We start from the raw sequence: 26,587 nt of genomic DNA on the forward strand, positions 1-26,587 counted from the left end.
TCATGGCGGCGCGGGCCTGGGCAAACGCGACACTTGCCGATCAGCCGCAGGTTGCCGATGACGACGCGCTCGCCGATGCAAGTGCTGCCGGTCTCGACGCTGCGGCGCAAGCTGCGATCGCCCGATGGGCGATTGACCGAACCGGACCTGCCTTTTGCGGCGTGTGGCCAGACAACGCCGACGCCGTCGCCGCCTTCCTCGCTGCCGCCAGCCAATGGCGCACCATGATCGCGGACCGGAACGGACGCATCGTCACCCGCTTTCTGGGACTCGATTATGCCGGCGCCGCGATCGCCTGGTCGGCGCGCGGCATCGAGCCCGACAGCGATCTGTTTGATCGTCTGACCGTCATCGAGATGGCCGCGCGCGACGCGCTCAATGGCGAGACCGGGGTGATGCTGCCATGACGCTGCGGCTTGCCCTGGTGATTGACGGCGATCCGGCCGGCGCCAAGAAGGCGCTGAGCGAAACCGCCATCGCCGTCGAGGATCTGGGCAACAAGGCCGAGACGGCAGGGAAAAAGGTCGAGGCCTCGTTCAAGGGGTTTGAATGGGAAAGCGGCGAAGCGACCCGCGCCCGGCTTGGCCTCAAGGAGATCGCCGACGAGGGTGACCGGGCGGCATCGGGCATAAGGGCCGCGGGCGAAGCGGGGCAGACCGCCACACCGGATATCGCCAAAGCGGGCGACGCGGCCGGGATGGCGCGGGAGAAATTCGAAGGGCTCTCAAGCGTCGTCATCGGGGCGGCCGGCGGGTTGGCTGCCAGCGTCGCCATCACGGCGGTCAGCGAGGGCCTGGGGGTCGCCGCGGGTGCTGCCGCGGAGCTTTTCCGCGAAATCACCTCCAACCAGCCGATGATCGAGCGGGCGCTGACATCGCATGCAGACCTGGTCGGCCGCATCAAGCACGCCTGGGCGGAGGCCGGCGGCGCGGCGTCGAGCTACGGCGTCGACTCGATCGCGCAACTCAGGTTCGAGGGTCAGCAGAATGTGAGCCGCCTCAATCGCTCGGCCGAGGCGGCGCAACGTGACCTCATTCGCGGCAGCGATGGCTTGCGGCCCTCGGATGTGCTGGGCGCGCCATTTGCCCGCTTCGGACCGTTCCGGGATCAGGTGAGCGCGTTTCGAAAGGAGCTGAAGGACGGAACAGCCGATGTGATCGCGTTCCGCCGCGAGGTCGCCGAAATCGCCGAGGCGCTGCCCTCCGACTCTCCGTTCCGCGGCCTGGCCGAGCAGATCCTCGAAGACACCACTGCGGCGGCGCAATTGCAGGCCGAGCTTGAACGCTCGCGCGATCTGCTCGACGGATTGAAAGGCAGCGCTGATGCCGCGGCCACGGCGCTCGGCGGCAAGTCCGAGAAATATGGCACGCTTGCCGACCGCGCGGCGACCGCCGGCGGCGCGGTAACCCATAGCAATCAGGCGATCGGCGCTACCGCCGGTGCGGCGACGCAAGCCATCGCCCCGCTGTCAGAATACAGCCGGCTGCTGGGCGCGATCGGCGGCGCGGGGACGCTCCGGCCCTTCAACGCGGTGCGCGCGGCGACGACCCCTCCCTTTGCCGAGAATGACTTCGCCGAGGGTGATTTTGCCAGAGTCGGTTTTGCAGGGGGCGGCCACACCGGTTACGGTCCCGAAAGCCAGATCGCCGGTTTCGTCCATGGCCAGGAATATGTTTTCGACGCCGAGGCCACGCGACGGATCGGCGTTTCCAATCTCGACGCCATCCGGCAAGGCGTAAAGGGCTATGCCGCAGGCGGCTATGTCGGCGGTTCGGTTCCCGCGGTCAGAAGCGGCGGCTCGATTGTGACCGCCACCGCCGAAGATTTTGCGGTTCTGCGCGGATCGCTCCGCCAGTTCCTCTCGGAACTTAACACCAATGGCGATGCGCTCGCGGCACTTGGCAGTGTCATCAAATCGGTGTCGGACAGGTTTGTCGATTTCGCCTTTCAGGCGCTCGACAACATGATCTTCACCGGCAGCGCAAGCGGCGGCGGGATGGGCGGGATCCTTGGCTTTCTTGGATCGGCCTTCGGCGCCACTGATCCCTGGGCGGGCCTGCGGGTCCCGACAGCGCATCAGGGCGCGATGGTTGGTCCGGCGATGGTTCCAACCAGGACGGTTCCGCTTTCGGTCTTTGCCAGCGCGCCGCGCCTGCATACAGGCGGGACGGTTGGCCAGGGCGGCAATCTGTTTGCCCCCGGCGAGCGGCCGGTGATCGCCATGGATGGCGAGGAGATCGGCTGGCCCGATCAGCTGGCGGCAAAATATGGCGGCGGATCGACGGTCAACAATTTCTACATCGAGACAGCTTCGCCGCGCGCCTTCGCCGAGTCCAAGGCCACCGTCGCCCGCGGCGCCGGGCGGTTCCTCGGCCGCGCCGGGAGGCACATGTGATGGCGGGCTTTATCGACGGCGCGGTGTTTCCCGTCCATATCAGCCGCGGTTCGCCCGGCGGACCGGACTGGCCGGCGGAGATCGTCGAACTCGCCTCGGGCCACGAAGAGCGCAACACGCCCTGGGCGTCGCCCTTGCGGCGTTACGATGCGCGCTTCGGCGTGCGCACCCCGGCCGAACTTTATGAGGTGCTGTCGCTCTACAAGGTCGCATTCGGCCGCTTGCGGGGTTTCCGCTTTCTCGACTGGAGCGACTACCGCTCCGGCGCGCCGCATCTGGCGCCGGCGGCTCTCGACCAGGCGCTTGGGACCGGCGACGGCGTGACCACGCAATTCCAGCTGTCCAAGCGCTATGCCTTCGCCGGCGAGAGCTTCGACCGCAGGATCACACGCCCATTCGGAACGACCCTGATCGCCGTCAATGGCGTGCCTACCGCATCCGGCTGGAGCCTCGATGCGACAACCGGGCTGGTCAGTTTCGAAATAGCCCCGGCGGTGGACGCGGAACTCACCTGGGGCGGACAGTTTCATGTGCCGGTGCGCTTTGACTGCAAGCTCGACCAGATCGCCATGCGGACCGCTGCCGTCGGCGACATTCCATCGATCTTTCTCAAGGAGCTCAGGGAATGAAGACCGTACCACCCGGCTTGCAGGCCTTGCTCGACAGTGGTGTCACCACGCTCTGCACCTGCTGGCGCATCGAGCGGCTCGACGGAGAAGTGTTCGGCTTCACCAATCACGACCGCATGCTCAGATTTGCCGGGACCGGCTACCAGCCCGAAACCGGCTTCACCCCGGCCGAGACCGCCGCGTCGCTGGGGCTTGCCGTCGACACAGCCGAGATCGAGGGCGCGCTGTCGGCCGATGTGATCACCGACGCCGACATTGCGCTCGGGCTCTGGGACAATGCCCATGCCGAGATCTGGCGCGTCGACTGGACCGATACCGCCAACCGCGTGATCCTGCGCAAGGGCTCGCTGGGCGAAATCAGTCGCGGAACGCAGAGCTTCTTTGCCGAGATCCGCGGCCTGGCGCACCAGCTGGCGCAACCCGGCGGGCGCACTTTTCAGCGCAATTGCGACGCGGTGGTCGGCGACGCGCGCTGCGGCGTCAATCTCGATCAGCCGGCCTTCAAGGGCACCGGCGCGGTGAGCGCTGTGACCGACGACCGGCTGATTTCGGTGTCCGGCCTCGGCGGATTTGCGGCCGGCTGGTTTGCGCAAGGCTTGCTGACCTGGACCGCTGGCAGCAATGCCGGCGCCAGGAGCGAAGTCGCCGGTCACCGGCTCGGGGCATCGGGATCGGTGACGATCGAGCTCTGGCGGCGCGCCGAGCGCCCGATCAGGATTGGCGACACTTTCACAGTGACGGCGGGCTGCGGCAAGACCTGGGAGATCTGCCGGGCGAAGTTTTCCAACGGCGCCAACCATCGCAGCTTTCCACACATTCCGGGCAATGACGCGGCCTACCAGACCGCCAAGACCGGCGGCGTCAATGACGGGGGGAGCTTCTTCAATGACTGAACCGATGCAGACAGCGATTGGAGACCCTGAATGGCGCGCCGCCATCGTCAGCGAGGCGCGGGCCTGGCTTGGCACTCCCTATCTGCATCAGGCCTCGGACAGGTTGGCGGGATGCGATTGCGTCGGCCTGGTCCGTGGCGTCTGGCGCGCGCTCTACGGTCCAGAGCCTGAAATGATGCTCGCCTATTCGCCCGACTGGTCGGAAGCGCGCGGGCTCGAAAGTGTTCTCGAAGCCGCTTCAAACCACCTTCAAACAGTCTCTGACGGGAATGCGCAGCCCGGCGATGTGCTGGTGTTCCGCTGGCGGCCGCATCTGCCGGCCAAGCATTGCGGCATTCTGGCAGCACACGACCGGCTGGTCCATGCCTACCAGGCGGCGGGCAAGGTCACCGAGAGCGATGTCAGCCACTGGAAAAAGCGGATCGCAGGCGTCTTCGCCTTTCCCAGGCCGGGAGGCGCGCGCTGATGGCGACGATCCTGCTCGGTCTCGCCGGCGCCTCGCTTGGCGGCGGATTGTTCGGCCCCGGCCTTGGCGTCGTCGCCGGACGGGCGATCGGGGCGCTGGCCGGATCGCTGATCGACCAGGCCATTGTCGGCGCGCTCACGCCGCCGGTCGAACGCACCGGGCCGAGGCTCACCACCACCGACATCCAGGACGCCACCGAAGGCGCACCGATCGACCGGCTGCACGGCCGGGCACGGCTGACCGGCCACATGATCTGGGCCACCCGCTTTGAGGAACAGGTGACCACCGAGACCTCCGGCGGCAAGGGCTTTGGCGGGCCGAAGGTGACGACCACCACCTATGCCTATTTCGGCAATTTCGCTGTGGCGCTGTGCGAGGGGCCGGTCGCAGGCATCGGCCGGATCTGGGCCGACGGCAAGGAAATCGATCAGACCGAAATCGAGTTCCGCTTCCATTCCGGCAGCGAGACGCAAATGCCTGATCCGCTGATCGAAGCCAAGGAAGGTCAGGCGCCGCCCTATCGCGGCGTCGCCTATATCGTGTTCGAGCGGCTGGCGCTCGCCAGTTACGGCAACCGCTTTCCTCAAGTGTCGGTCGAGGTGTTCCGCCCGCCCGGCGATCTGGAAACAGCGCTTCCGGGCGTCGCCATCATCGGCGGCAACGAGTTCGGCTTCGACACGCAACGGGTGAACGAGGGCGCCGGAAACACCTTTGCCGGAACGAGCGAAGAGCGGCCGCTCAACCGTCACCAGACGATTGCGGCAACCGATTGGGCGGCCTCGATCGACCGGCTGCAGATGCTTTGCCCCAATGCCAAGAGCGTCATGCTGGTGGCCCCTTGGTTCGGCGACGATCTTCGGTGCGGGCAGTGCACGATCCGGCCCAAGGTCGACGACGACGCCAAGCAAACCAGCCCGCATCTCTGGACCGTGAGCGGGCTGACCCGCGACACGGCGCTGGTGATCAGCAAGGTCGGCGGCAGGCCCGCCTATGGCGGCTCGGCCAATGATGCGAGCCTGATCCGGGCGATCCAGGATCTGAAAGCGCGCGGGCTGAAGGTGACGCTTCTGCCTTTCATCATGATGGACATCGCCGCCGGCAACGCGCTCGCCAATCCCTGGTCGGACAATGCGGCCACCATCGGCCAGCCGCTCTATCCCTGGCGCGGACGCATCACCGGTTCACCTGCAGTGGGCTATGCCGGAAGCGTCGACAAGACCGCCACAGCCGCGGCCCAGGTGGCGGCGTTTCTGGGAACAGCAGCGCCAAGTCACTTCTCCGGGTCCGGCACGGCGATCGCCTATTCGGGACCGGCGGAATGGTCCTATCGCCGCTTCATCCTGCACCATGCGCGATTGGCGCAACTGGCTGGCGGCGTCGACAGCTTCCTGATCGGTTCGGAGATGGTGGCGCTGACGCAATTGCGCTCGGGCGCCTCGACCTATCCCTTTGTCGACGGGCTGGTTGCGCTCTTGAGTGACTGCCGCTCCATTCTCGGCGCGGGAACGGACATCGGCTATTCGGCCGACTGGAGCGAATATCATTCGCACCGCCCGGCAGACGGATCAGGCGACGTCTATTTCAATCTCGATCCGCTCTGGGCGCATGCCGATTGCGATTTCATCGGCATCGACAATTACTTTCCATTGAGCGACTGGCGCGACGGCTCCGGCCATCTCGATCTCGCCCTTGATCACGGCCCGACCGGCCGCTCCTCGATCCACGACCAGGCCTATTTGCGCGCGAACATCGAGGGCGGGGAATATTTCGACTGGTACTATGCCAGCCAGGCCGCGCGCGACGCGCAAGACCGGACACCGATCACAGACGGCCTGGCGGCCAAGCACTGGGTGTTCCGCCAGAAGGACATTCGCAACTGGTGGCTCAACCCGCACTACAATCGCCCGGCCGGTGTGGAGGCCGGCGCGCCGACCGGCTGGACGGCGCAGTCCAAGCCGGTCCGCTTCATCGAATTCGGCTGCCCGGCGGTCGACAAGGGCGCCAACCAGCCCAATGTCTTTGTCGATCCGAAATCGAGCGAGAGCTTCTACCCGCATTACTCCAATGGCGCGCGCGACGACGCCATGCAGCGGGCCTGGCTGGAGGCGATGATCGGATACTGGTCGGGCGCGGCCAACCCGGCCTCAAACGTCTATGCCGGGCCGATGATCGATCTGGCGAACAGCAACGCCTGGTCCTGGGACGCGAGGCTGTGGCCGGATTTTCCGCTGACCGGCGACTGGGGCGACGCGCCCAATTGGGAAACCGGTCACTGGCTGGTCGGCCGCGCCGGCACCGCGCCGGCGCTGGAGACCATCCGGGCTATCCTCAAGGATGCGGGTTTTGCCGACTATCTGATCGAGGCCACGCCCGTGGGCGCCGATGGCGTGACGGCGGGAAACCTGACCAGCCCGCGCGCCATGCTCGACGCGCTGCGCCCGGTGTTCCAGTTCGACGCGGTCGAATCCGATGGGCTGATCAAGTTTCTCTCCCGCCACGGCCACGCCCCGGCGCTGACCATCACCGAACAGGATCTGGTGGCCGATCCCGAGGACCCGGTCCGCTACCGCCTGACCCGGACCCAGGAGACCGAACTGCCGGCGGCGGTGAAGATCCGCTATGGCGATCCGGGCCGAGACGACCAGCCGGCCGGCGCCGAGGCAAGGCGTGCGGCCGGCGGCGGCCGCAAGATCAGCGAGTTCTCGCCGCCGGTGCTGCTGGCCGAAAACCTCGCCGCACTTGCTGCCGAACGCGAGCTGCATGCGGCCTGGACGGCGCGCGAACAGGCGAGTTTCGCGCTGCCGCCAAAATATCTGGCGCTCGACCCCGGCGACGTGATCGACTTTGTGCCTGCCGGCATGACGCTCAAAGCGAGCGACATCGGCGATGCCGGTGCGCGGCAGGTCGAGGCGTTCCGCGTCGACAGGCTGGCGCGCGGATCCGCACCGCTGCCCAGATCCGCAAGCCCGCCCAGGCCGGCGCCCACAACCCGGCCGGCATCGGTGGTGTTTGTCGACGGCCCGCTGCTGGGCGACGAGGATTCCGGCCATGCCGGCTATGCGGCCGGGATCATGCTGCCCTTTGGCGGTGGCATCGCGCTGTGGCGGTCGCCCGGCGACAGCGGCTTCACGCTTGATAGCCTGTTGAATGCGCCGGCCATTCTGGGCGAGACCACCGGTGATTTCCATTCAGGCCCGGTCTGGCGCTGGGACCGGGTCAACACGCTGCATCTGCGGCTGGCGCGCGGTACGCTGTCGTCTGCCACCGAAGAGCTGGTGCTGAACGGCGCCAACGCGCTGATGGTTGAAAACCAGGATGGCGAATTGGAGCTTCTGCAATTTACGACCGCGACCGCGACCGGACCCTTTGAATGGGCGCTGACCGGCTTGCTGCGCGGCCAGAAGGGCAGCGAGCATGCGATGCGCGATCCGGTGCCCGCCGGCGCGCGGGTGGTGGCGGTCAATTCAGCACTTCGTCAGACCGCACTGCCCTCGGAGCTGATCGGCCTGCCGCTCAACTGGCGGAGCGGCCCGGCCAATCTCGACATCGCCTCGGATGGATTTACCGAGCAGCAGGTGACGCTGTCGGCCAAAGGGCTCAGACCGCTGGCACCTGCGCATCTGCGCGCCGTCACCTCGCCTGCGGGCGATACCGCGATCAGCTGGATCCGGCGCACCCGCATCAGCGGCGACAGCTGGGATCAGCCGGACGTGCCGCTTGGCGAAGAGGCCGAGGCCTACGAGGTCGACATTCTCGACGGGCTGGGCGCGCCGGTGCGCACCATCGCCAGCTCTTCGCCATCCGCCGTCTACACCGCCACCCAGCGCGCCAGCGACGGGATCGCTGCGCCCTTCGACATCGCCGTCACCCAGCTTTCGGCCAGCTATGGCCGGGGCATTGCAAAGAGGATCACCGTCCATGCCTGACCAGACCGCCAATCTCGCCCTGCCGCTCCTCGCTGCCAGCCAGGCGCAAAAGCACGTGACCCACAATGAGTCACTCACTGATCTGGACGCCCTGGTGCAGATCTCGGTTCTTGACCGCAATCTGACAGCACCTCCCGGCGGCGCGACAGAGGGCGACCGCTATATTCCCGCCAGCCCCGCGACCGGCGCCTGGGCCGGTCAGGAGAACAGGATCGCGGTCTCGCGCGACGGCGGCTGGGTGTTTTACACGCCCCGCGAAGGCTGGCTTGCCTGGGTGGCCGATGAGGACACGCTGATCGCCTGGGATGGCGGGGCCTGGACTGGCGCGGGCGGGGCGAACGCCGCGCTCGTGACGCTGGGGGTGAATGCCAGTGCGGACTGGACAAACCGGCTTTCGGTCACGGCGCCGTCGGTTCTGTTCAACAGCGAGACAGACGACATCAATGCCACGCTGAACAAGCAGGCGGCGGGCGATGACGCGCGCTTTACCTTCCAGACGGGATTTTCCACCCGCGCGCTGTTCGGTCTGTTGGCAAATGATGATTTTACCCTCAAGGTCACCCCGGATGGATCGGTCTTTCATGACGCGATGGTGGTCGACAAGGACACCGGAGGCGTGTCGTTTCCGAATATGTGCCGCTTCTCGGCCTACCTCAATTACGATCACTATGCGGCGACAAGCTATGTGACCACGGACCTCAACAACGAGGATCTGGACATCGGAAATGTCTTTGCATCGGGAACCTTCACCGCGCCTCGAACGGCTTCATACCTGCTGGGCTACACAATGGGCTGGACACAGAACGGAACCAACCTTCCTGCCAACTGTCACGGCCGGCTCCTTGTCAATGGGACGGACGAGCTGTTGCCGGCAGCCGATCAGGGAACAACGGCCGCGGCGAACTCCGGGAAGATCATCCTGGCCTGCACCGGCCTCGTGCCACTGATGGCGGGAGACACCGTGCAGCTTCAGCACAAGTTCTCCAGCACCGACGGCTACGCCTCGGCCGGCATCACCCGCTTCTGGGGGGAGATGGTGGCTTAGGCCAATCAGCCTATCCGAATTGAAGATAGAGGAAGAGGAACACCAAAAACGCGATCCCGATGGCGCCACCCACATAGGAGCGCCAGGTGACCGGAGGTCCAGCATAATCCTCTGATTTTTCGTATCCGCTCATGACAGCGAGAATACCACGAATGCGGAAGCTGCGCCAACAAGTGAACGATGGACGGATGGACCGGGGCTTGCGCTCCGGTCGGCGGGCAAGTCGCCAAACCAGATCCGCCGGACAGCAAGATGAGTTAACCGTCACCACCCGCCGCCTCTTTCGAGGCAGGTGGAGGGTGACCGACAGCTGGTTAATTCGACATGAAAGACATTCGATGCGGGAAATGTTCGGCCCTCTTGTTCAGGGCTGGACAGAACGCCACTTTGGGCGATATCGAAATCAAGTGCCGCCGTTGCGGCACCATCAATCATCTGAGGCCAGCCGAGCCCGCGACCGAACGCCAGGAGCGTCGATCAAGGAGCTCAGACATTGTCAAATCCGGTTAAACCTATCTCGCCGCCAGCCGCCTATATCGGTGGCAAACGCATCCTCGCCAAGGCAATCATTGAGCGAATCAATGCCACACCGCACACCGGCTACGCAGAGCCCTTTGTCGGCATGGGCGGTGTGTTTCTGCGCCGAGCGAGCAAGCCCAGGACCGAGGTGATCAACGACTTCAATGGTGAGGTCGCCAATTTGTTCCGGATCCTGCAGCGGCATTACCCGCAGTTCATGGAAACGCTCAAATTCCAGATCACGTCGCGGCGCGAGTTTCAGCGCCTGGTCGGCTGCGATCCGGCAACCCTCACCGATCTCGAACGCGCCGCCCGCTTCCTCTATCTCCAGCGGCTGAGTTTCGGTGGCAAGGTCACCGGTCAGAATTTTGGCGTCGCCAAGGATGGCGGCGGCCGCTTCAACATCACCCGCCTCGGGCCAGTGTTGGAAGACATTCACGAGCGCATGGCCGGCGTCGTCATCGAGCAGCTCGATTGGCGCGATTTCCTCAAACGCTGGGACCGGCCGGGCATGCTGTTTTATCTCGACCCGCCCTATTACGGGAACGAAGACGACTATGGTCCGGGCATGTTCTCAAGATCGGATTTCGAGGAAATGGCAGCCACTTTGAAGGGGCTTCGAGGCGGCGTCATACTGTCTTTGAACGACCGTCCCGAGGTGCGTGCGATCTTTAAAGGCTTCGCGATCAAGGCGATCGACTGCACTTACTCGATCGCCGGCGGTGTTGGTAAAAAGGTTAAGGAGGTCATTGTTTCGAAACAGGCAAACAAACGTTGAACTGAGCTACCCCCCGAAATTTGGACACTGACATAAGCTACGATTTGCAGTCTGCTGATCTTCGACGAGAAGGAGATCAGAGATGTCGAAACGCAAGCAACACGCGCCTGAGTTCAAAGCGAAGGTCGCGCTGGAAGCCCTGAAGGGCGAGGAAACCGCCGCTGAGTTGGCGAGCCGGTTCGGGGTGCATCCAACGATGATCCATCAATGGAAACGTGCGCTCCTTGAGGGCGCGTCCGGCGTGTTCGAACGCGGCGGTCGAAAGAAGCCCGAGATCGACGAGGAGCAGGTGAAGGAACTCCACGCCAAGATCGGGGAGCTGGCCGTGGCCAACTCTTTTTTGGAAAGAAAGCTGAAGCCATGGGGCGGGAAGTGAGGCGCGGCATGGTCGAACCCGATCACCCCCAGCTGTCGATAGGCCAGCAGTGCAAGCTGCTGTCGATCGCGCGCTCGTCCTTCTACTACACGCCTAAGGGCGAGACCGAGCAGAACCTCGACCTGATGCGTCAAATCGACGAGCAGTTCCTTGAAACGCCGTTCTTCGGCGTCCGGCAGATGACCTGGCATCTGCGCAACGATGGCCATCTGGTGAACGAGAAACGGATACGCCGGTTGATGCGCCTGATGGGGTTGATGCCGATCTATCAGAAACCCAATACCAGCAGGCCGGCGAAAGGGCACAAGACCTATCCCTACCTGCTGAAAGGACTGCGCGTGGATCGACCGAACCAGGTCTGGTGCTCGGACATCACCTACCTGCCCATGCGGCGTGGCTTTCTCTACCTCGTCGCCATCATGGACTGGCACACCCGTAAGGTTCTGGCCTGGCGCGTCTCGAATACGCTGGAGGCCGACTTCTGTGTCGAGGCGCTGAATGAGGCCATCCACAAGTTCGGCCAGCCGGAGATCATGAATACAGACCAGGGCAGCCAGTTCACATCCTTCGCCTGGACGGACCGCTTGCGCCGGACCGGCGTGCGCATCTCGATGGATGGAAAGGGGCGGTTCCTCGACAATATTTTCATCGAGCGCCTGTGGCGGACGCTGAAATATGAATGTGTCTACCTGCATGCCTGGGAGACCGGATCAGAAGCGAAGGCGGGCATCCGCAAATGGATGACGTTCTACAACCATCAACGCCCACACTCAGCCCTTGGTGGAAGACCACCTGCCGTGGTCTATTGGCTGGGAAAAGACGAAACCCAACCCGATCAGCAAGTGCAAAGAGTAGCTTAATTTACGCCAGAAACTGTCCAACGAATGGGGAGTAGCTCAAACCTCGACAATTTTAGTGGTTTCGTTATCAACTCGTTTGCCTGCGTTGGTTCTATGGATTATCGATGAAGCTGGACTTGGGAAGGTGTTTTGCGCCCTATCGCAGGTCTTTTGAGCATTCTTGAATAGGATACTGATTGTGTCGATCGGCTTCGAAGCTCTCACATTGATCTATGCAATTCTAGGAAGCCCGATCGGAATCGCTGCTACGTTCTTTATTGCAACAAAAATCGCGATCAATGAACTGAGAGATGAGAAAAGAGAAAAGCTTATACTCTGGTTTAAGAGTGAAGGGGATCCGCAAAAGTGGTCGCAAAGCTATCTAAACATCTTTGATGCCTTATTTGGCAAGCAGCACCTCTCACTCCGATGTTTCGTCAGCTCTTCCTTAGTCTCGATAATTTTCGTCAGCCTAATTTGGTTGATGATGGACAAGTCTGGCGCCTTATCCACGCGAGGCGCACTTGGTGAACGAGCGTGGATCGAGGCTCTTGTCATCGGCATCGTAGTCAACATGATTGCTGACTATGCCTCGTTACTGGAAACACGCTATCTGCTCGGTAAACTTCCCAATATTCGGAGCTGGTTCGGGCAGGCTCTTATCCTCCTACTAGATTTTGTCTTAACTGCTGCCATTATCGTCGCAGTAATCTGGGCCGTTCAACGCATCGGGATTTTTGGAGGAGATTATGACGATCCTCTTGCCGTTATTTTGGCGTTTTCAATTTATACAGCTCCGTTCTATTCAACATTTTTCACATCTATTTGGACATGGGCTTACATATTTGCAAGCTGGAGCGCGAAGCTGTTCAGCCGGTTGAAAGTTGCGGAATGGTTTAAAGTAGAGCGCAGACCTGCTGACTACGTGGCACTGTTTTTAAGCCTATTTGTTTGGTTGGGTGCACAGGGCGGCTCTTGGTTGCTCAAGGACAATGAAACTGGCTTTTCGAACCTAGATTTGGCAGTTTGCGCGCTCTTTCAAGGAGAAATCTGCAATCGTCTGAGCCTAATTGCAAAATCTGATGAAGGGCGTTTCCTTCTGCAAATCTATGCTTGTAGTGGCGGGTTGACGGAGGATTGCCTCAAAGAGGGACGTGAGAGATTTAGCATTGAACCCAAGCGGTCGGAGCAACTGCTAAGAGCAGCCTGTGATGGTGGAAACATGCGAGGCTGCGTTGGTCTAGGCGTGTTGCATATGGAGGAAAAAGCAGAAGTAGTATCCCCCGCAATCGCTGCTCAGTTATTTAGGCAAGCCTGCGATGGCGGCGATCCGTTGGGGTGCCATAACTTGGGGCAGATGATCGGCAATGGGGTTGGCATTCCTTCAGACCAGGCAAGCGCCGCAGTACTTTACGAGCGCGCCTGCGAGGGTGGTGAGGTCATTGGTTGCTTGAGCCTCGGCTTCGCCTATGAAAATGGCTATGGTGTAAACACCGATCCAAATCGGGCAGTGGAGCTCTACGGTCGGGCGTGCGACGCCGCTGAAGCGGCAGGCTGCCTATATCTTGGGGTCGCCTATGAGAATGGACTGGGTGTAGAGGCAGATCCAAAGCGGGCAGTGGAGCTCTATGGTCAGGCGTGCGACGCCGGAGTAATGTCAGGCTGCCTGTATCTTGGGGTCGCCTATAAGAATGGACTGGGTGTAGAGGCAGATCCAAAGCGGGCAGTGGAGCTCTATGGTCAGGCGTGCGACGCCGGAGTAATGTCAGGCTGCCTGAATCTTGGGGTCGCCTATGAGAATGGACTGGGTGTAGAGGCAGATCCAAAGCGGGCAGTGGAGCTCTATGGTCAGGCGTGCGACGCGGGAACAATGTCAGGCTGCCTGAATCTTGGGGTCGCCTATGAGAATGGACTGGGTGTAGAGGCAGATCCAAAGCGGGCAGTGGAGCTCTATGGGCAGGCGTGCGACGCGGGAACAATGTCAGGCTGCCTGAAACTCGGGGTCGCCTATGTGACTGGCAACGGCGTAAACGCAGATCAAGAGCGGGCAATAGAGCTCTACGGTCAGGCGTGCGACGCGGGAATAATGTCAGGCTGCCGAAACCTCGGCCTCGCCTATGAAAATGGCATCGGCGTGGAAGCAGATCCAAAGCGGGCAGTGGAGCTCTATGGTCAGGCGTGCGACGCCGGTGAAACGACAGGCTGCCTGTATCTTGGAGTCGCCTATGAGAATGGATTGGGTGTAAAGGCAGATCCAAAGCGGGCAGTGGAGCTCTATGGTCAGGCGTGCGACGCCGGAATACTGTCAGGCTGCCTGTATCTTGGGGTCGCCTATGAGAATGGACTGGGTGTAGAGGCAGATCCAAAGCGGGCAGTGGAGCTCTATGGTCAGGCGTGCGACGCCGGTGAAACGACAGGCTGCCTGAAACTCGGGAGCGCCTATGTGGCTGGCAGCGGCGTAAACGCAGATCAAGAGCGGGCCTTCGAGCTTTACAAGCAGGCGTGCGACGCAAGCGAGATTACGGGCTGTAGATTGCTCGGTGTCTTATTTCAAAAAGGTATAGGTGTCGCTGCAGATCCTCAACGGGCCTCGCAACTCTACGAAATGGCTTGCAATGGCGGTGAACTGCCTGCCTGCTTGGTCCTAGGGGCCGCATATCATAATGGCAGCGGCGTAAACAAAGATCCAAAGCGGGCCTCCGAGCTTTTCGAGCGGGCTTGCGAGGGTGGCATAATTGCGGGCTGCCATAGCCTAGGAGTCGCTTACCAGAATGGTAGTGGCGTCAATGTAGATACAAAACGGGCCTTAGAACTTTACGACAAAGCATGTAAGGGAGGACACATAGCAGGTTGCACTGATTTTGGGGTTCTTTACCTTGAAGACCTAAATGAGACAATGGATCCAGAACTTGCCGTTCAAGCGTTGGACCAGGCGTGCACAGGCAACGATGCTGAGGCCTGCAAAGGCCTTGGCTATGCTTATGAGAATGGCATCGGCGTCAAAACGGACCCCAAGAAGGCCTCCCAGTTCTACGAGCAGGCATGCAACGGCGGTGATTTCGTGGGTTGTACCAATCTAGGTACTTTCTATTCACGCGGCTTGGGCGTTCCAGCAGATCCGAAGCGAGCCTCTGAGCTCTACGAGCAGGCATGCAATGCTGGAGAAATGACGGCCTGCCACTACTTATCCGTTTATTTTGTGAATGGTACTGGTATGCCGGTAGATCTGAAACGGGCCATCGAACTTGCTAAACAGGCTTGCAACGGTGGAGAAATGCAGGCTTGCTCCAATCTTGGCGTGTCATATCGCGACGGTTTGGGGACGAGTGTGGATCCAACACGTGCGGCCATGTTTTTTGATCAAGCATGCAAAGGCAACCATCCAGAGGCCTGCAATTCTCTCGCGAACCTATATCGAGAAGGACGGGGCGTCGCCCAAGATCTTGTTCAGGTCTTTGCACTGTACAATAACGCCTGCGAAAATGGATCAATGCTCGGCTGCATAAATCTCGGAAAATTGTTTGAGAGCGGCATGGGCGTAGTCGCTGACCGCAAACAAGCCGCCATTTTCTACGATAAGGCATGTCAGGGGGGCGAAGAATTAGGATGCAGTGAGCTCAGAGAGATAAACAGACTGCGCTAAACGCCAACACTATTGTTTAAACCAAGAGCACCAAAAACTGCAGAATTCTCACCGATCAACTCCCATTGACCAGCAGACCACCTCTCCGGCACTGTCGGGCTACGGGCGGGATGATTCACCAATTGTGGAGCACCCCTATGAAACGACACAAGCGCGACAAACACCTCACGGCAGCTCAAAAGGCGCAATTCATCGAAGCGGCACAAGGCTTCAAGAAGGACATGATTCCGCTGTTTATTAGCCTCACGGCCTTCGGCGATGGCTACAAAGCGATCCATGCGATCACCGAGGCGATCGACGCCGCCTATGGCAAACTTGACATCGAGAAGCCTGACATACGTTAGGCCCCAACACCCAAAATCACGCCGGCGGCTCGGCCTCTCTGTCAACCGCCAACCGATCCTCACGATCCCCGGCATCACGCATATTGTGCACGAAGACCGACCGGGCCATTTCATGCGCATCCGCAGCCGGGGTGCCTCTGGCGAATTCGGTCCGCATGCGCTCAAGGGTCAATCGCAGCTTGGATTCGCGCTCGCCTGCCATCAGCAGTGTCTCCCATGCAATCTCGTGAGAAAGGTTGCATGGGAAACTAGGTGTGCCGCCCCAGATTGCAATCAGCAATCTTCGCGCGCGCGGGCTTCTCCACCGGTTTTCGGGTCCTGCAGCGTTTTCATACAGGTCTCCATCAGGGCGACTTCGATCAGATAGGCGAGGAAATCATCCCCCATCTGCCTGGCGTCCTCCATGGCATGGCGCAGATGCACCTCGATCGTTTGATAGCGTGCCTGCCGGTCATGCATGGGCGGCCACCTTTCTTGTCCCGGAGTTTCTGGGCGCGGCTGCGTTCCGAATGATCGACGGCAAATGGGCGTGGCGGTAAAGCGGAAGCCCTACATTGAGCTTGTGCCTCATCGCAGTGATCACGTTCTCGCTGACCTCAAACACACCGCAGCAGACCGGAAAGCGGCCGTAGCCATCGGCCCGGCCGATCTCATCGACTGACAAGCCGGTGCGCGTGTAGACACGCGAGACATGCGGCTCGTAATTCGTCACCATGGTGTGGATGCCATGGGCAAGCGCGCACTCGCCAAGCGCCAGCAGCATCAGGCCGAAGGCGCGGACCGGTTGGATGTCCGGGTGATCTTCGCCAAGTTTGGCCTTGTCGATGCAAAGCCGCGTGCCTTCCCATATGCCCGGCGCCGCCAGGCAGGCATCGCCGGGAAAGGTCGCCCGGAAGGTGTCGTAGAGCAGGGTCGGGCCGGTGGTGGGCAACAGGCGCAGAGAGCCGTAAAGCCGCGTGCGCTCCGAATTGCACCAGACCAGATAGGCCGGGCCGAGCGTGTCGTAGCGGTCTATCTCCCGGCCGTTCTGGTGCGGAATGGTCCATTTCGCTTCATCCACGAACACTTTTTTGCGCAACCGGTACATGTCATCGAGCAGGGGTCTGTGCGTGTCATATTGATGGGCCTGAATCGTCAAAAACATATCGAGCCTCCCAGCAGGTTTGTTTGCCCTGCCAAGGTCGGTTGTTTTGGCGCGCGAAGGTATTCCCGCGCGCTGGTCCCCCAATATTGGGGGATCAGGGACTGATGATCCTGGACCGGATCGCCTCGGCGATCGCCTGGGGGATATTGACGCTGCCGAGCTTGTGGCGCGCGGATTTGAGATAGCCTTGAACCGTATGGCCGGAAAGACCCAGGATGAGAGCGATGTCCTTGTGATCCTTGCCCCGGGCAGCCAGAGTGAGGCACTCGATTTCGCGCGGGCTCAGATGCAGCGCCTGGTCGTTGCCGCCATGGATTTCCTTCATCGCCATATCGTGAATGAGGAACGCGGCTTCCGCCCATGCGGCCTTGTGGCGATTGACCAGATCGCTCCAGGCTTCGCCTGTTTCAAAGGAATTGATGCTCAACAGGGCGCGGCGGAAATTCTTGTCGATTATCGGGATCGAGTATCCGCTTGGACCCAGGCCATGGGCCAACGCGTCTTCAAACAGGGGCAGAACGGCGGCGCTCATCTCTAGCTCCGACCAATCGAACGGCAGCTGCCGCTGCACGCCTTCCTTGAGCACCGGATCAATGTCGACATAGTTTCGCTGGAGATATCGGGAAACCCATTCGGCCGAATAGGTCGTTCTCACATAAGCTGAATCGAGCGCTGAGATGGTGGTTTGCGCAAGATGATAGGTGGCATGGGCGACCTGGTACTCGGCCCGGAAAGCAAAAACAGCCTCCTCCACCGTCCGGCAGGACCGGACAGAATCGAATGCTGTGTCCGGCGTTGATTGCCGTTTTGCCATGAGCCCCAAGAAACCCCATTATTTAGGAGTTCAGTATGAGCGAAATGGTCGTGCTCTGGCAAGGAATTCAGCCAGAGGTGGTGGACACCGGTTTCAGCCCTGCAGTATCAAGCCGGACATTGCAGACACTTCCCGGGATCCTGCTCAAAGATCAATCCAACTCAAACTCGAAACTGTAGGAAAATGAAACGCGGTCAGGACCTTTGAGGTCGTTGGCGACCTTGATGCTGATCAGATCACCCTCTTCAACGGCGATGTGGATCTTCTTCCGGTCGAATGAGCCTCTTGTTTGGGTTTTGATGAGCAGGCCAGTGCCACTTGTGTTGTCAACCCAGCCCGAAGAATGCACTTCGATTGTGAAAGAGCCGCCAGTAATGTCTTTGTCGGTATGAAGGTTCAGCCTCAAATTGCTGATCATGCCTGCCGGGAACGGGGTGCGCGCGGAGAACTGCATGAACTGATCAATGGTTGGGTGAATTGAATAGAAAACTCCGGTTCCCGGCACGCCATACATCGGCGTTTCCGTACCCATCTGGTATCCGCCAGTGATGATCTGTTTCGCGCCCATTTTGATATCCTTTTGTCTTGAACGAGTTTTCCGAACCACCGTGGCCAGCGGAACTAGCCTAACTGCAGATTGCGGATTTCCTAATCGGAATCGCGTACAAGAGTTAGCATGTTGAATTTACGTCTATCCGTCTCTTTCATTTTGACTTGCTTCCTGATGGAGACCGGACCTGCTGCGGCAATGGAGCTGTGTTCCGGACCGAATCGGGTGACCTGCGTTGTTGATGGCGACACGGTCTGGATCGAGGGCGAAAAAATTCGCCTAGAGGGCATCGACGCGCCCGAACCCCGCGGCCGTTGCTATGAGGAACTCATCGCCGCCGCCAAGGCCACCGAGCGGCTGCGCATTTTGCTGACCGAGAACCAATTCACGATCAAACGCAGCGGCCAGGACCGCTATGGCCGCACACTCGCGAAGATCATGATTGGCGATCGCTCCGCCGGCGAGATCATGATGTCCGAAGGACTGGTCCGCAAATGGCGCGGCAAACGCGAGAGCTGGTGCAAATAGCCTGTCAGCGCCGCTGAGCGGATCTGGAACACGCAACCGCAATGCGCTTGCGTGTTCTGCGAATGTTCCTATTCTTGCGGGCCATGCCAGAGGAATACCGCAAATATCACCGTCACCCGGCCCAGCCGATTCGCACGCTGCAGCACGCTGCCGATGACGGGCAGATCATCGCGGTGCGCTGCAATTCGTGCCGGCGGCTGATCAACTATCTGGCAACGGACCTTGTCGAGGTGCTCAATTCCTCGCGCCCGGTGGACGCGCCGCCCTTCGCCTGCTCCCGTTGCGGCACAGCCAGCTACATGGATGTCCGGATCAAGACACCGTCTGCGGGTGACTATGGGCACCTGATCATTCGACGCCTGTTGGGCGTGCGAAGCGTCTCGGAATGGGGAAACCGGCCATTGGGCGAAGAGACAAGGCGGGACAGGACAATCAAGAAACGCTGACGCCACGGGATGCTTTGATCATGCGCAATTGGCCGCTCGCTTCAAACCCGCTTTGAAAAGCCTTCAAAGAAGGTTTCAGAAAATCACGTTGTGGCAAAACCGGCTGACAAAAAAGGCAAAACCGCGCGACCGGCTACACGCTTGGTAGAAAAGTGCGCTACGGGTGCGCTACGCATTTGCTGCGCACCGCAAAATTGCAACGCATTGATTTTACTGAGAAAAATGGTAGCGGGAGAGGGACTTGAACCCCCGACACGCGGATTATGATTCCGCTGCTCTAACCACCTGAGCTACCCCGCCGCCGGCCAACGGTTGAAGAACCGCGCTGGACGGGCGGGATATAAGGGTGGGGGCCCGCTGGTGTCAAGCGTGGATTGGGCATTTCCGGCGCGCTTTGCGGCAATTGTGAGCAGGCGGGAAAAATCGCCGTCCGGTTCCGCCACCCGCGCACGCTTCAAGCAGCCGCCGGCATCACTGGCGCGCCAATGCCCGCGGCACAGGGCGCCCGCGATCGGGGCTTTGGCATCGCGACACAAGCCTCCGCTCGCTGGCTCCCCGCAGTCAAGCTCAGCGCGCGGACCGGACAGGCTTCTTCCGCCATGGCGCCGAACGGCGAAATCCGCTTCACGCAGGCTGCGACAGCGGCAAAGCTTGCCTTGACGCGGCATCGGGTCTAATCCCGGTACAGCATATCGGCCTTGGGGCGGGGATCGCGTTCCGGCCAGAGGCACGATGCGCAGTTTGGACAGGCAAGGGCCCCTGCCCGCAACCATCAGGACACGCGGTGCCCTGCCCTCACACCGCAGTTTCAACACCACAGGACATCCCCGGCCATGCACACCACCCCCTCGCCCCGAATCGCGGTTGTCGGCTGCGGATACTGGGGCTCCAATCACGCCCGCACGCTCGCCGAACTCGGCGCGCTTTGTGCGGTTGCCGACCGGCATGAGGACCGCGCGGGGGCGTTGGCCGGCCAGCACGGCGTGAAAACGGTGTCCATCGATGACCTGCTGAACGACGGCGAAATCGACGGTCTGGTGCTCGCCCTACCGCCGCAATATCACGCCGACATGGCCATCGCCGCGCTCGAGGCGGGCAAGCATGTGCTGGTTGAAAAGCCGATAGCGCTCTCCATCGCCGATGCGCGGCGGGTGGTGGACGCGGCCTCCAAACGCCCGGACCTGGTGGCGATGACCGGTCATGTGCTGCGCTTCCACCCCGCCTTCGAGGCGCTCGAAGGCCTGGTCGCCGCCGGTGAGCTCGGCACCGTGCGCTACATTCACTCCCACCGGGTCGGCCTGGGCAAGTTCCACGCCGAGAATGACGCGCTGTGGGACATCGCCCCGCATGATCTCTCGCTGATCCTGGCGCTCACCGGCGAGAAACCGGTCAGCGTGCGTGGCGTGGGCTCGGCCATGCTCAACCGCCTGTCGGACTTCGCCCATCTGCATCTGCAGTTCCCCGGCGGCGTGCGCAGCCATGTCTTCACTTCAAGGCTCAATCCCTACCGCGAGCGCAAGCTCACAGTGATCGGATCAAAGGCCATGGCGGTGTTTGATGATGTCGCGCCCTGGAACGAAAAACTCGCCGTCTACCATCACAAGCTGTGGGAGGACGACAATGGCTGGCAATCGGAAATGGTCGATCCGGACTATGCCGACATCCCGGACGGCATGCCGCTGACCCGCGAATGCGCCCATTTTGTGGATTGCATCCGCGACGGCACCGCGCCGCGCACCCCGGTGGCGGACGGCTTGTCCGTCATCGAGATCCTGTCCGAAGGCACCGTGCGTCACGACTGAGCCGCCTGTTCCGCAAACTGGCAGGAGAGCGGCCTCTCAGGAGGCCGCCTCCATCGCCAGGCCTTTCCGGCTTACGATGCTCAGGCGGCAGGCTGCAACAGATTGGCAAGCATGGCTTCGGCCGCTGCAGAACGCTCCGAACGGTCGATGAACCCGCCGCCAAACACCCGTGCCTCATCGCCCGGCGCCGAATAGAGCACGCAGGCCTGGCCCGGCGCCACGCCGGATTCGCCCTCGACAAGCTCAACCGAAATCTCGCCATTCTCATAGCGCAGCACCGCGGGGCGCGGCGGCCGGGTCGAGCGCACCTTGGCAAAGCAGGAGAGGCCTTCCGGCCCCAAGTCGTCAAGCGCAAAATCACCCAGCCAGTTCATGTCCCGCAGGATCAGCCGCCTTGTGTCGAGAGCCTCGCGCGGACCGACGATCACCCGCTTGGAGCGGGCATCAAGATGAACCACATAAAGCGGATCGCCAACGGCAACACCGATGCCGCGGCGCTGGCCAATGGTGAAATGCACGATGCCGGGATGTTCCCCCAGCACACGACCGTCAATATGCACGATTTCGCCCGCAAGCGCTGAATTGGGTCTCAGCTTCTCGATCACATTGGCGTATTTGCCATGCGGCACGAAACAGATGTCCTGGCTGTCGGCCTTCTGCGCCACCGTCAGCCCCATTTCCTCGGCCAGTTCCCGGGTGCGGATCTTGGGCAGCTCGCCCAGCGGAAAGCGCACATAATCGAGCTGGTCCTGGGTGGTGGCGAACAGGAAGTAACTCTGGTCACGCTCCGAATCGATCGGGCGGTACAACGCCCGGCGGCCGGGATTGTCCGCCGAGGGGTTAGCGCGCGAGCGGATGTAATGTCCGGTCGCCAGAGCGTCGGCGCCGAGATCGCGCGCGGTGGCCAGCAGATCGGCGAATTTGACCGTCTGGTTGCAGGCCACGCAAGGGATCGGGGTTTCGCCAGCGACATAGCTTTCGGCAAAGGGATTGATCACCGCTTCCTGGAAGCGCTTTTCATAGTCGAGCACATAATGCGGGATGCCGAGCACCTCGCAGACCCGGCGCGCATCATCGATGTCCTGACCCGCGCAGCAGGCCCCCGCCCGGTGCACCGCGGCACCGTGGTCATAAAGTTGCAGCGTTACACCCAGCACATCATAGCCCTCGCGGGCGAGAAGACCCGCCACGACCGAGCTGTCGACGCCGCCGGACATGGCGACCACAACCCGCGTATCACGCGGGTCCTTATCAATATCGAGACTGTTCACTGTCTTCCCCGGCATTCAACAGCGTTCAAGGCGCTGATCAAGCGGTTGCAATTACGTCCGCATCGGACCCTCCCTTTATAGGGCGTTCAAATGCCGCCAACAAGACCAAGCCATGGATCGCGCTGGAACGCGCTGGCCATCATGATTTTCCCCAGCAATGTGTCATCGTGATCCGGCCATCGCGATCCGGCATCGCAATCGGGCTTGCCGAACCTTGGCGGGAGACCGGAGAAAGCCGGCGGTCCGGGAGCCGTATCAGGGTGTGCCAAAGATTACCGAAACCTTGAGAGCGCCTTAGGCAAATTTTAAAACCCCGCCTGTAGTCTGCGGTGAGTAGGTCTTGAGTATGTAAGAGAGTCCAATGACCGATATGGTACGACCCCGTGTCAAATATGTGATCGGCCCCGACGGAAGTCCGCTGACGATCGCCGATCTGCCTCCAGCCAACACCCGTCGATGGGTGATCCGGCGCAAGGCAGAAGTGGTGGCAGCAGTGCGAGGCGGCCTTCTGAGCCTGGAAGAAGCCTGTGAGCGCTACACGCTGACAGTTGAGGAGTTCCTGTCCTGGCAGTCCTCAATCAGTGATCATGGTCTCGCCGGCCTGCGCACCACGCGCATCCAGCAATACCGCCACTGATCGCGCTCCATGCATGTCGCGCTCGATTGGACTCAATTGAGCGGCACCGCAAATGCATCATTTCAAGGGATGACAGAGTGCTTGGCGCATCCGCCTGGATGCGCAGCGCTGTGGGCGTGTGAAAATCCCTGCTGGTAAATTCTGCGATCAAACAGGCTACGCTTGGCAGACTGACCTCCTCTGACGGGAGCAGGCAGCCTGTTGGCTTGCGTGGAACACCCTTTTTGAGACCAGCCCAAACAAGCCACCGGGCCCGCGGCAACAGATGCAGCGCTGCAACCGTGATCAAACCGTGAGGTCAGGTTCCGGCTCTGCGCCCGGCCAACCCATGCGCAAGCACCGCCATCAAGGCTGAGCCGGCGTAAAACCAGAGCCCGGGCTGGGAGAAAGCCTCGGCGATCCCGCCGGTTTTTGCCGCCACGATGACCAGCGCAACCAGCACCACATCCATCAACGACCAGCGGCTGAGCTGGGGCAGCAATGTCCGCGCAAATGTGGAATCGAACCCTTCGCCCAGTGCCTCCGCGGTGATCGCAACCATCTTGATCACCGGAAACACCAACGACACCAGAGCCACCACAACAGCGAGAACAGCATCGTCACCGCTCCACAGCGCCGCCACCACGCCCAACAGCGATGGTGATCGATCGAAAAAATAGAGGGTTTCAAACCGCACCAGCGGCAAGACTATGCCAAGCCCGAAAAACAAAGGGGCCAGAACCAGCGCCGTCACAAGCATCCAACGCATCCGTTTCCCCTTTATCCCTGAGCGGGCGCTGCTATGTTCCATATCCGAGTCCCATTTCATTTGGCAAACGGTGGATCTTTATGGACATCCTCGAGGAAAGCACCGCCAGCGGCGGCCGGTATCTGGCGCGCCTGGATGGCGAAGAGGCCAAAATGACCTACTCGCGCACGTCGGACAAACTGATCATCATCGATCATACCGGCGTTCCGGACAGTCTTCGCGGAAAAGGCGTCGGCCAGGCCCTGGCCGCTTACGCGGTTGAAGCCGCGCGGGCCGGCGGCTGGAAGATCATTCCGCTCTGCCCGTTTTTCAAGGCCCAGGCGCAGCGCCACCCGGAGTGGCGCGATGCCGTCATGTAACCTCAAGCGATGTTTGACGGCCCCGGCCGGGAAAGATCTGTCTGCTGGCGGGACTCAAACCAGTATTTTTACGGACAGGCAGGCAGCCCGGCGTGCTGGATCCCGTTCGATCACAACAAAAGCAACGGGTGCGCATCATGATGCGCACCCGTTGAGAAGCTTTCAACGCAATAGGTAGACTGAAACCAATCGACGGGTCAGACCGCGCGGTTGGCCCTTTGACCGGCGTCGCGCTCTTCAAGTGCAGCAGCCTTGTCATAATCTGCCTGCGCCTCTTCGAGCGCCAACTCAGCCGCATCAAGCTGCGTCTTCAATTCGCGAATTGAAGTCTGCAGATTGTCCGCCCGCTGACGCGCCGCCTTGGCGAAGGTTGGGTAGGCGAAATGGGAAGGATCGGTGTTACCCGCCTTCTTTTCCTCGGACGCGATCTGGTACTCCAGTTCGGCCGCCATTTTTTCCATTTCTGCCATCATCAGCTGGATCTGTCCAAGCTGACGGGTTTTTTCATTAACCTGAAACTGTTTCAGGCGGACGTGGCTCTCACGCGACTTCATACGCAATACTCCCGTGATGCGAGACCCCGGTTACGGAAAACTCTTAACTCTGGCGCAAGCGCCAGCCCCTATGTCCAATAATGACCGCGACGTTAACTTTTTGCCATCACGGTAACCATTCGTTTACGGGCATCGTTAATAATAACGGTCATGGTTTAAGGCGGAGTAAACGGGAAACACGATTTTTCATCCGCTTTTTCAGAGTCGTTTGAATCAGTTAGCTGTGAATTCTCAAGTTTCACATCAATTTTTTCAAAGCGGTTTTCTGGAGAAAAATCAGGAGTATGCCTATGAAAATTAACATTTCGATACCGGTTGCGTAACCCGATTAGAATTTGTTAACCATTCCGTGGCAGCCTCCAAATCAGGCAACGACTGGATCCGTATCGCGTAGGTGGATCATCAAGACTTTGCGACGGCGGAAAAGGGGATAAAAATGCGGGTTCTATTGATCGAGGACGACAGCGCCACAGCGCAGAGCATCGAGTTGATGCTGAAGTCTGAAAGCTTCAACGTGTACACCACGGATCTGGGCGAAGAAGGTGTCGATCTCGGCAAACTTTACGACTACGATATCATTCTGCTGGATCTCAATTTGCCGGACATGTCCGGTTATGAGGTTCTTCGGACCTTGCGGCTTTCCAAGGTGAAAACGCCAATCCTGATCCTTTCAGGCATGGCAGGCATCGAGGACAAGGTTCGCGGCCTCGGGTTCGGCGCGGATGATTACATGACCAAACCGTTCCACAAGGATGAGCTGGTTGCACGCATCCATGCAATTGTCCGGCGCTCGAAGGGCCATGCCCAGTCGGTCATTACCACGGGCGACCTGGTGGTTAATCTCGACGCCAAGACTGTCGAAGTTGGATCGCAGCGCGTCCACCTGACCGGCAAGGAATATCAGATGCTGGAGCTGCTTTCACTGCGGAAGGGCACCACTCTGACCAAGGAAATGTTCCTCAACCATCTCTATGGCGGCATGGACGAGCCGGAACTGAAGATCATCGACGTGTTCATCTGCAAATTGCGCAAGAAACTTGCAACATCTGCAGGCGGAAAGAACTACATCGAAACCGTCTGGGGGCGTGGATATGTGCTGCGCGAGCCGGACGAAAGCGAGATCCTGGAAAGCGCCTGACGTCCTCCTGGACAGACGCTGACAGTTAAAAAAAGCCCGCCGGAAGGCGGGCTTTTTTATTGCCGATAAAAGGCTGTCCCGGCCAATAAGGCAAATGAGAATGCCTCAGGCAGCCGCGGCATAAGGCGCGAAGGCCTCGGTCAGGGTGCGGCGGTCGAACGGCTTGAGCAGGAAACCATCGGCGCCAGCGCGTTTGCCGATCATCATCTGCTTGAATTCCTTTTCGATCATCAGATAATGGATTTGCACATCCTTGCCGCCTTCCATCTGCCGAACAGCAGAGATCAGGTCCAGTGCGCCGGTCATCCCGGAGTCAACAAGCAGCACCTCGGGCAGTTCCGCATCACACATGATCATCGCTTCGCCAGCATTCGAAGCTTCTACGACAAGATAGTCCAGCCCGGTCAGGATGCGCTTGGCAACCTTGCAAATCACGGCGGAATCATCGGCAATCATCAAGCGTCGCATGGCGACTCTCCTCTTCCTTGTCCATGGCGGTTCGAAAATCCGAACCACCATTGAGTGATCGCAGACTAGCAGGATTGAGCAAAGATTCGGTAATCAGACAGGCTTAACGGAGGGTTGCCAACACGATCGGCGTCAACGGCCGCGATCCCGTTTTGGCATCACGGCAAGATGCAAGCGGCCTTCCGGCATGTCCCCAAGCGAGGGACCGGCAACTCCGGCATAAAAGAAACCGCAGACCCGGCTTGCGTGATCTGCGTTTCGGGACTGCTCATTCG

28 protein-coding genes and 1 tRNA gene are annotated in these 26,587 nt (G+C 60.6%); 18 read left to right on the forward strand and 11 right to left on the reverse strand.

The window, feature by feature from the left end; translation table 11 throughout:
- The first annotated feature begins 2 nt into the window (after positions 1 to 2).
- Genes HPDFL43_RS17560 through HPDFL43_RS17590 form a run of 7 tightly spaced genes read left to right on the forward strand, consistent with a single transcriptional unit; the run spans position 3 to position 9,354 of the window.
- Positions 3 to 407 carry a DUF1799 domain-containing protein gene (locus tag HPDFL43_RS17560; protein ID WP_007198742.1) on the forward strand — a complete coding sequence of 135 codons (405 nt, stop codon included), beginning with the start codon at positions 3 to 5 and terminating at the stop codon, positions 405 to 407.
- Positions 404 to 2,395 (forward strand): hypothetical protein, encoded by a 1,992-nt coding sequence (locus tag HPDFL43_RS17565; RefSeq protein ID WP_007198743.1) that lies wholly within the window; start codon positions 404 to 406, stop codon positions 2,393 to 2,395. Before HPDFL43_RS17560 ends, HPDFL43_RS17565 begins: the two co-directional genes overlap by 4 nt.
- Positions 2,395 to 3,024: a DUF2460 domain-containing protein gene (locus tag HPDFL43_RS17570; RefSeq protein WP_007198744.1), complete on the forward strand. Its 630-nt coding sequence runs from the start codon at positions 2,395 to 2,397 to the stop codon at positions 3,022 to 3,024. The genes HPDFL43_RS17565 and HPDFL43_RS17570 overlap by 1 nt, the downstream gene beginning before the upstream one ends.
- Positions 3,021 to 3,917 carry a DUF2163 domain-containing protein gene (locus HPDFL43_RS17575; protein WP_007198745.1) on the forward strand — a complete coding sequence of 299 codons (897 nt, stop codon included), beginning with the start codon at positions 3,021 to 3,023 and terminating at the stop codon, positions 3,915 to 3,917. Before HPDFL43_RS17570 ends, HPDFL43_RS17575 begins: the two co-directional genes overlap by 4 nt.
- The gene (locus tag HPDFL43_RS17580) at positions 3,910 to 4,383 is read left to right on the forward strand and encodes an NlpC/P60 family protein (protein WP_245271062.1); all 474 of its coding nucleotides are present in this window, start codon (positions 3,910 to 3,912) and stop codon (positions 4,381 to 4,383) included. Before HPDFL43_RS17575 ends, HPDFL43_RS17580 begins: the two co-directional genes overlap by 8 nt.
- Positions 4,383 to 8,309: a baseplate multidomain protein megatron gene (locus HPDFL43_RS17585; protein WP_007198747.1), complete on the forward strand. Its 3,927-nt coding sequence runs from the start codon at positions 4,383 to 4,385 to the stop codon at positions 8,307 to 8,309. Before HPDFL43_RS17580 ends, HPDFL43_RS17585 begins: the two co-directional genes overlap by 1 nt.
- The gene (locus HPDFL43_RS17590; RefSeq protein WP_007198748.1) at positions 8,302 to 9,354 is read left to right on the forward strand and encodes a DUF2793 domain-containing protein; all 1,053 of its coding nucleotides are present in this window, start codon (positions 8,302 to 8,304) and stop codon (positions 9,352 to 9,354) included. The genes HPDFL43_RS17585 and HPDFL43_RS17590 overlap by 8 nt, the downstream gene beginning before the upstream one ends.
- Before the next feature lie 10 nt (positions 9,355 to 9,364).
- On the opposite strand, the gene HPDFL43_RS22360 is transcribed toward HPDFL43_RS17590, so the two are convergent.
- Positions 9,365 to 9,487 carry a hypothetical protein gene (locus tag HPDFL43_RS22360; RefSeq protein ID WP_007198749.1) on the reverse strand — a complete coding sequence of 41 codons (123 nt, stop codon included), beginning with the start codon at positions 9,485 to 9,487 and terminating at the stop codon, positions 9,365 to 9,367.
- A 191-nt stretch (positions 9,488 to 9,678) separates the two neighbouring features.
- Between HPDFL43_RS22360 and HPDFL43_RS22440 the strand changes: the two genes are divergently transcribed.
- From HPDFL43_RS22440 to HPDFL43_RS17615, 5 genes are all read left to right on the forward strand, one after another.
- A complete protein-coding gene (locus HPDFL43_RS22440) occupies positions 9,679 to 9,864 on the forward strand; it encodes a Com family DNA-binding transcriptional regulator (protein WP_084594708.1) in 186 nt (61 codons plus the stop codon).
- Complete coding sequence (locus HPDFL43_RS17595; protein WP_007198750.1) at positions 9,848 to 10,651, forward strand: DNA adenine methylase; 804 nt, start codon at positions 9,848 to 9,850, stop codon at positions 10,649 to 10,651. Before HPDFL43_RS22440 ends, HPDFL43_RS17595 begins: the two co-directional genes overlap by 17 nt.
- 82 nt (positions 10,652 to 10,733) lie before the next feature.
- Positions 10,734 to 11,887 (forward strand): IS3 family transposase gene (locus HPDFL43_RS17605; protein ID WP_245271052.1). Its coding sequence is split into 2 segments (ribosomal slippage): positions 10,734 to 10,986 and positions 10,986 to 11,887, totalling 1,155 coding nucleotides; the frame shifts between segments, so codons are not numbered across the junction.
- A gap of 178 nt (positions 11,888 to 12,065) precedes the next feature.
- Positions 12,066 to 15,509, forward strand: coding sequence for an SEL1-like repeat protein (locus HPDFL43_RS17610; protein WP_156970326.1), 3,444 nt, complete (start codon positions 12,066 to 12,068; stop codon positions 15,507 to 15,509).
- Positions 15,510 to 15,646: 137 nt separating this feature from the next.
- Positions 15,647 to 15,853: a hypothetical protein gene (locus HPDFL43_RS17615; RefSeq protein ID WP_040449314.1), complete on the forward strand. Its 207-nt coding sequence runs from the start codon at positions 15,647 to 15,649 to the stop codon at positions 15,851 to 15,853.
- 16 nt (positions 15,854 to 15,869) lie between these two features.
- Here HPDFL43_RS17615 and HPDFL43_RS17620 read toward each other — a convergent pair whose 3' ends face one another.
- From HPDFL43_RS17620 to HPDFL43_RS17640, 5 genes are all read right to left on the reverse strand, one after another.
- Positions 15,870 to 16,055, reverse strand: a complete 186-nt coding sequence (locus tag HPDFL43_RS17620; protein ID WP_007198753.1) for a hypothetical protein — start codon at positions 16,053 to 16,055, stop codon at positions 15,870 to 15,872.
- 71 nt (positions 16,056 to 16,126) lie between these two features.
- Entirely contained in the window at positions 16,127 to 16,312 is a 186-nt protein-coding gene (locus HPDFL43_RS17625; RefSeq protein ID WP_007198754.1) for a hypothetical protein, read from the reverse strand.
- Positions 16,305 to 16,997, reverse strand: a complete 693-nt coding sequence (locus tag HPDFL43_RS17630; RefSeq protein ID WP_007198755.1) for an acyl-homoserine-lactone synthase — start codon at positions 16,995 to 16,997, stop codon at positions 16,305 to 16,307. The genes HPDFL43_RS17625 and HPDFL43_RS17630 overlap by 8 nt, the downstream gene beginning before the upstream one ends.
- Positions 16,998 to 17,091: 94 nt before the next feature.
- Complete coding sequence (locus tag HPDFL43_RS17635) at positions 17,092 to 17,811, reverse strand: helix-turn-helix transcriptional regulator (RefSeq protein ID WP_007198756.1); 720 nt, start codon at positions 17,809 to 17,811, stop codon at positions 17,092 to 17,094.
- A gap of 151 nt (positions 17,812 to 17,962) precedes the next feature.
- Entirely contained in the window at positions 17,963 to 18,379 is a 417-nt protein-coding gene (locus HPDFL43_RS17640) for a hypothetical protein (RefSeq protein ID WP_007198757.1), read from the reverse strand.
- Positions 18,380 to 18,586: 207 nt separating this feature from the next.
- Between HPDFL43_RS17640 and HPDFL43_RS17645 the strand changes: the two genes are divergently transcribed.
- Entirely contained in the window at positions 18,587 to 18,889 is a 303-nt protein-coding gene (locus tag HPDFL43_RS17645; RefSeq protein WP_245271063.1) for a thermonuclease family protein, read from the forward strand.
- A gap of 62 nt (positions 18,890 to 18,951) precedes the next feature.
- Positions 18,952 to 19,335, forward strand: coding sequence for a hypothetical protein (locus tag HPDFL43_RS17650; RefSeq protein ID WP_156970327.1), 384 nt, complete (start codon positions 18,952 to 18,954; stop codon positions 19,333 to 19,335).
- A gap of 223 nt (positions 19,336 to 19,558) precedes the next feature.
- Here the strand turns inward: HPDFL43_RS17650 and HPDFL43_RS17655 are convergent.
- Positions 19,559 to 19,635 (reverse strand) — tRNA-Met (locus HPDFL43_RS17655).
- A gap of 533 nt (positions 19,636 to 20,168) precedes the next feature.
- Between HPDFL43_RS17655 and HPDFL43_RS17665 the strand changes: the two genes are divergently transcribed.
- The gene (locus HPDFL43_RS17665) at positions 20,169 to 21,137 is read left to right on the forward strand and encodes a Gfo/Idh/MocA family protein (protein ID WP_007198761.1); all 969 of its coding nucleotides are present in this window, start codon (positions 20,169 to 20,171) and stop codon (positions 21,135 to 21,137) included.
- A gap of 80 nt (positions 21,138 to 21,217) precedes the next feature.
- Here the strand turns inward: HPDFL43_RS17665 and mnmA are convergent, their stop codons facing one another.
- Positions 21,218 to 22,408, reverse strand: a complete 1,191-nt coding sequence (gene mnmA, locus HPDFL43_RS17670) for a tRNA 2-thiouridine(34) synthase MnmA (RefSeq protein WP_040450458.1) — start codon at positions 22,406 to 22,408, stop codon at positions 21,218 to 21,220.
- A 361-nt stretch (positions 22,409 to 22,769) separates the two neighbouring features.
- On the opposite strand from mnmA, the gene sciP reads away from it, so the two are divergent.
- Complete coding sequence (gene sciP / locus HPDFL43_RS17680) at positions 22,770 to 23,045, forward strand: CtrA inhibitor SciP (RefSeq protein WP_007198764.1); 276 nt, start codon at positions 22,770 to 22,772, stop codon at positions 23,043 to 23,045.
- A 298-nt stretch (positions 23,046 to 23,343) separates the two neighbouring features.
- On the opposite strand, the gene HPDFL43_RS17685 is transcribed toward sciP, so the two are convergent.
- Positions 23,344 to 23,793 carry a paraquat-inducible protein A gene (locus tag HPDFL43_RS17685; RefSeq protein WP_007198765.1) on the reverse strand — a complete coding sequence of 150 codons (450 nt, stop codon included), beginning with the start codon at positions 23,791 to 23,793 and terminating at the stop codon, positions 23,344 to 23,346.
- An 80-nt stretch (positions 23,794 to 23,873) separates the two neighbouring features.
- On the opposite strand from HPDFL43_RS17685, the gene HPDFL43_RS17690 reads away from it, so the two are divergent.
- Positions 23,874 to 24,152 (forward strand): GNAT family N-acetyltransferase, encoded by a 279-nt coding sequence (locus tag HPDFL43_RS17690; protein ID WP_007198766.1) that lies wholly within the window; start codon positions 23,874 to 23,876, stop codon positions 24,150 to 24,152.
- A 197-nt stretch (positions 24,153 to 24,349) separates the two neighbouring features.
- Here HPDFL43_RS17690 and HPDFL43_RS17695 read toward each other — a convergent pair whose 3' ends face one another.
- Complete coding sequence (locus HPDFL43_RS17695; protein WP_007198767.1) at positions 24,350 to 24,706, reverse strand: hypothetical protein; 357 nt, start codon at positions 24,704 to 24,706, stop codon at positions 24,350 to 24,352.
- A 436-nt stretch (positions 24,707 to 25,142) separates the two neighbouring features.
- On the opposite strand from HPDFL43_RS17695, the gene ctrA reads away from it, so the two are divergent.
- Positions 25,143 to 25,844, forward strand: coding sequence for a response regulator transcription factor CtrA (ctrA, locus tag HPDFL43_RS17700; protein WP_007198768.1), 702 nt, complete (start codon positions 25,143 to 25,145; stop codon positions 25,842 to 25,844).
- 105 nt (positions 25,845 to 25,949) lie between these two features.
- Here the strand turns inward: ctrA and HPDFL43_RS17705 are convergent, their stop codons facing one another.
- Positions 25,950 to 26,312 carry a response regulator gene (locus HPDFL43_RS17705; protein ID WP_040449315.1) on the reverse strand — a complete coding sequence of 121 codons (363 nt, stop codon included), beginning with the start codon at positions 26,310 to 26,312 and terminating at the stop codon, positions 25,950 to 25,952.
- Positions 26,313 to 26,587: the final 275 nt, after the last annotated feature.

The sequence above is a fragment of the Hoeflea phototrophica DFL-43 genome (assembly GCF_000154705.2).
Lineage (GTDB): Bacteria > Pseudomonadota > Alphaproteobacteria > Rhizobiales > Rhizobiaceae > Hoeflea > Hoeflea phototrophica.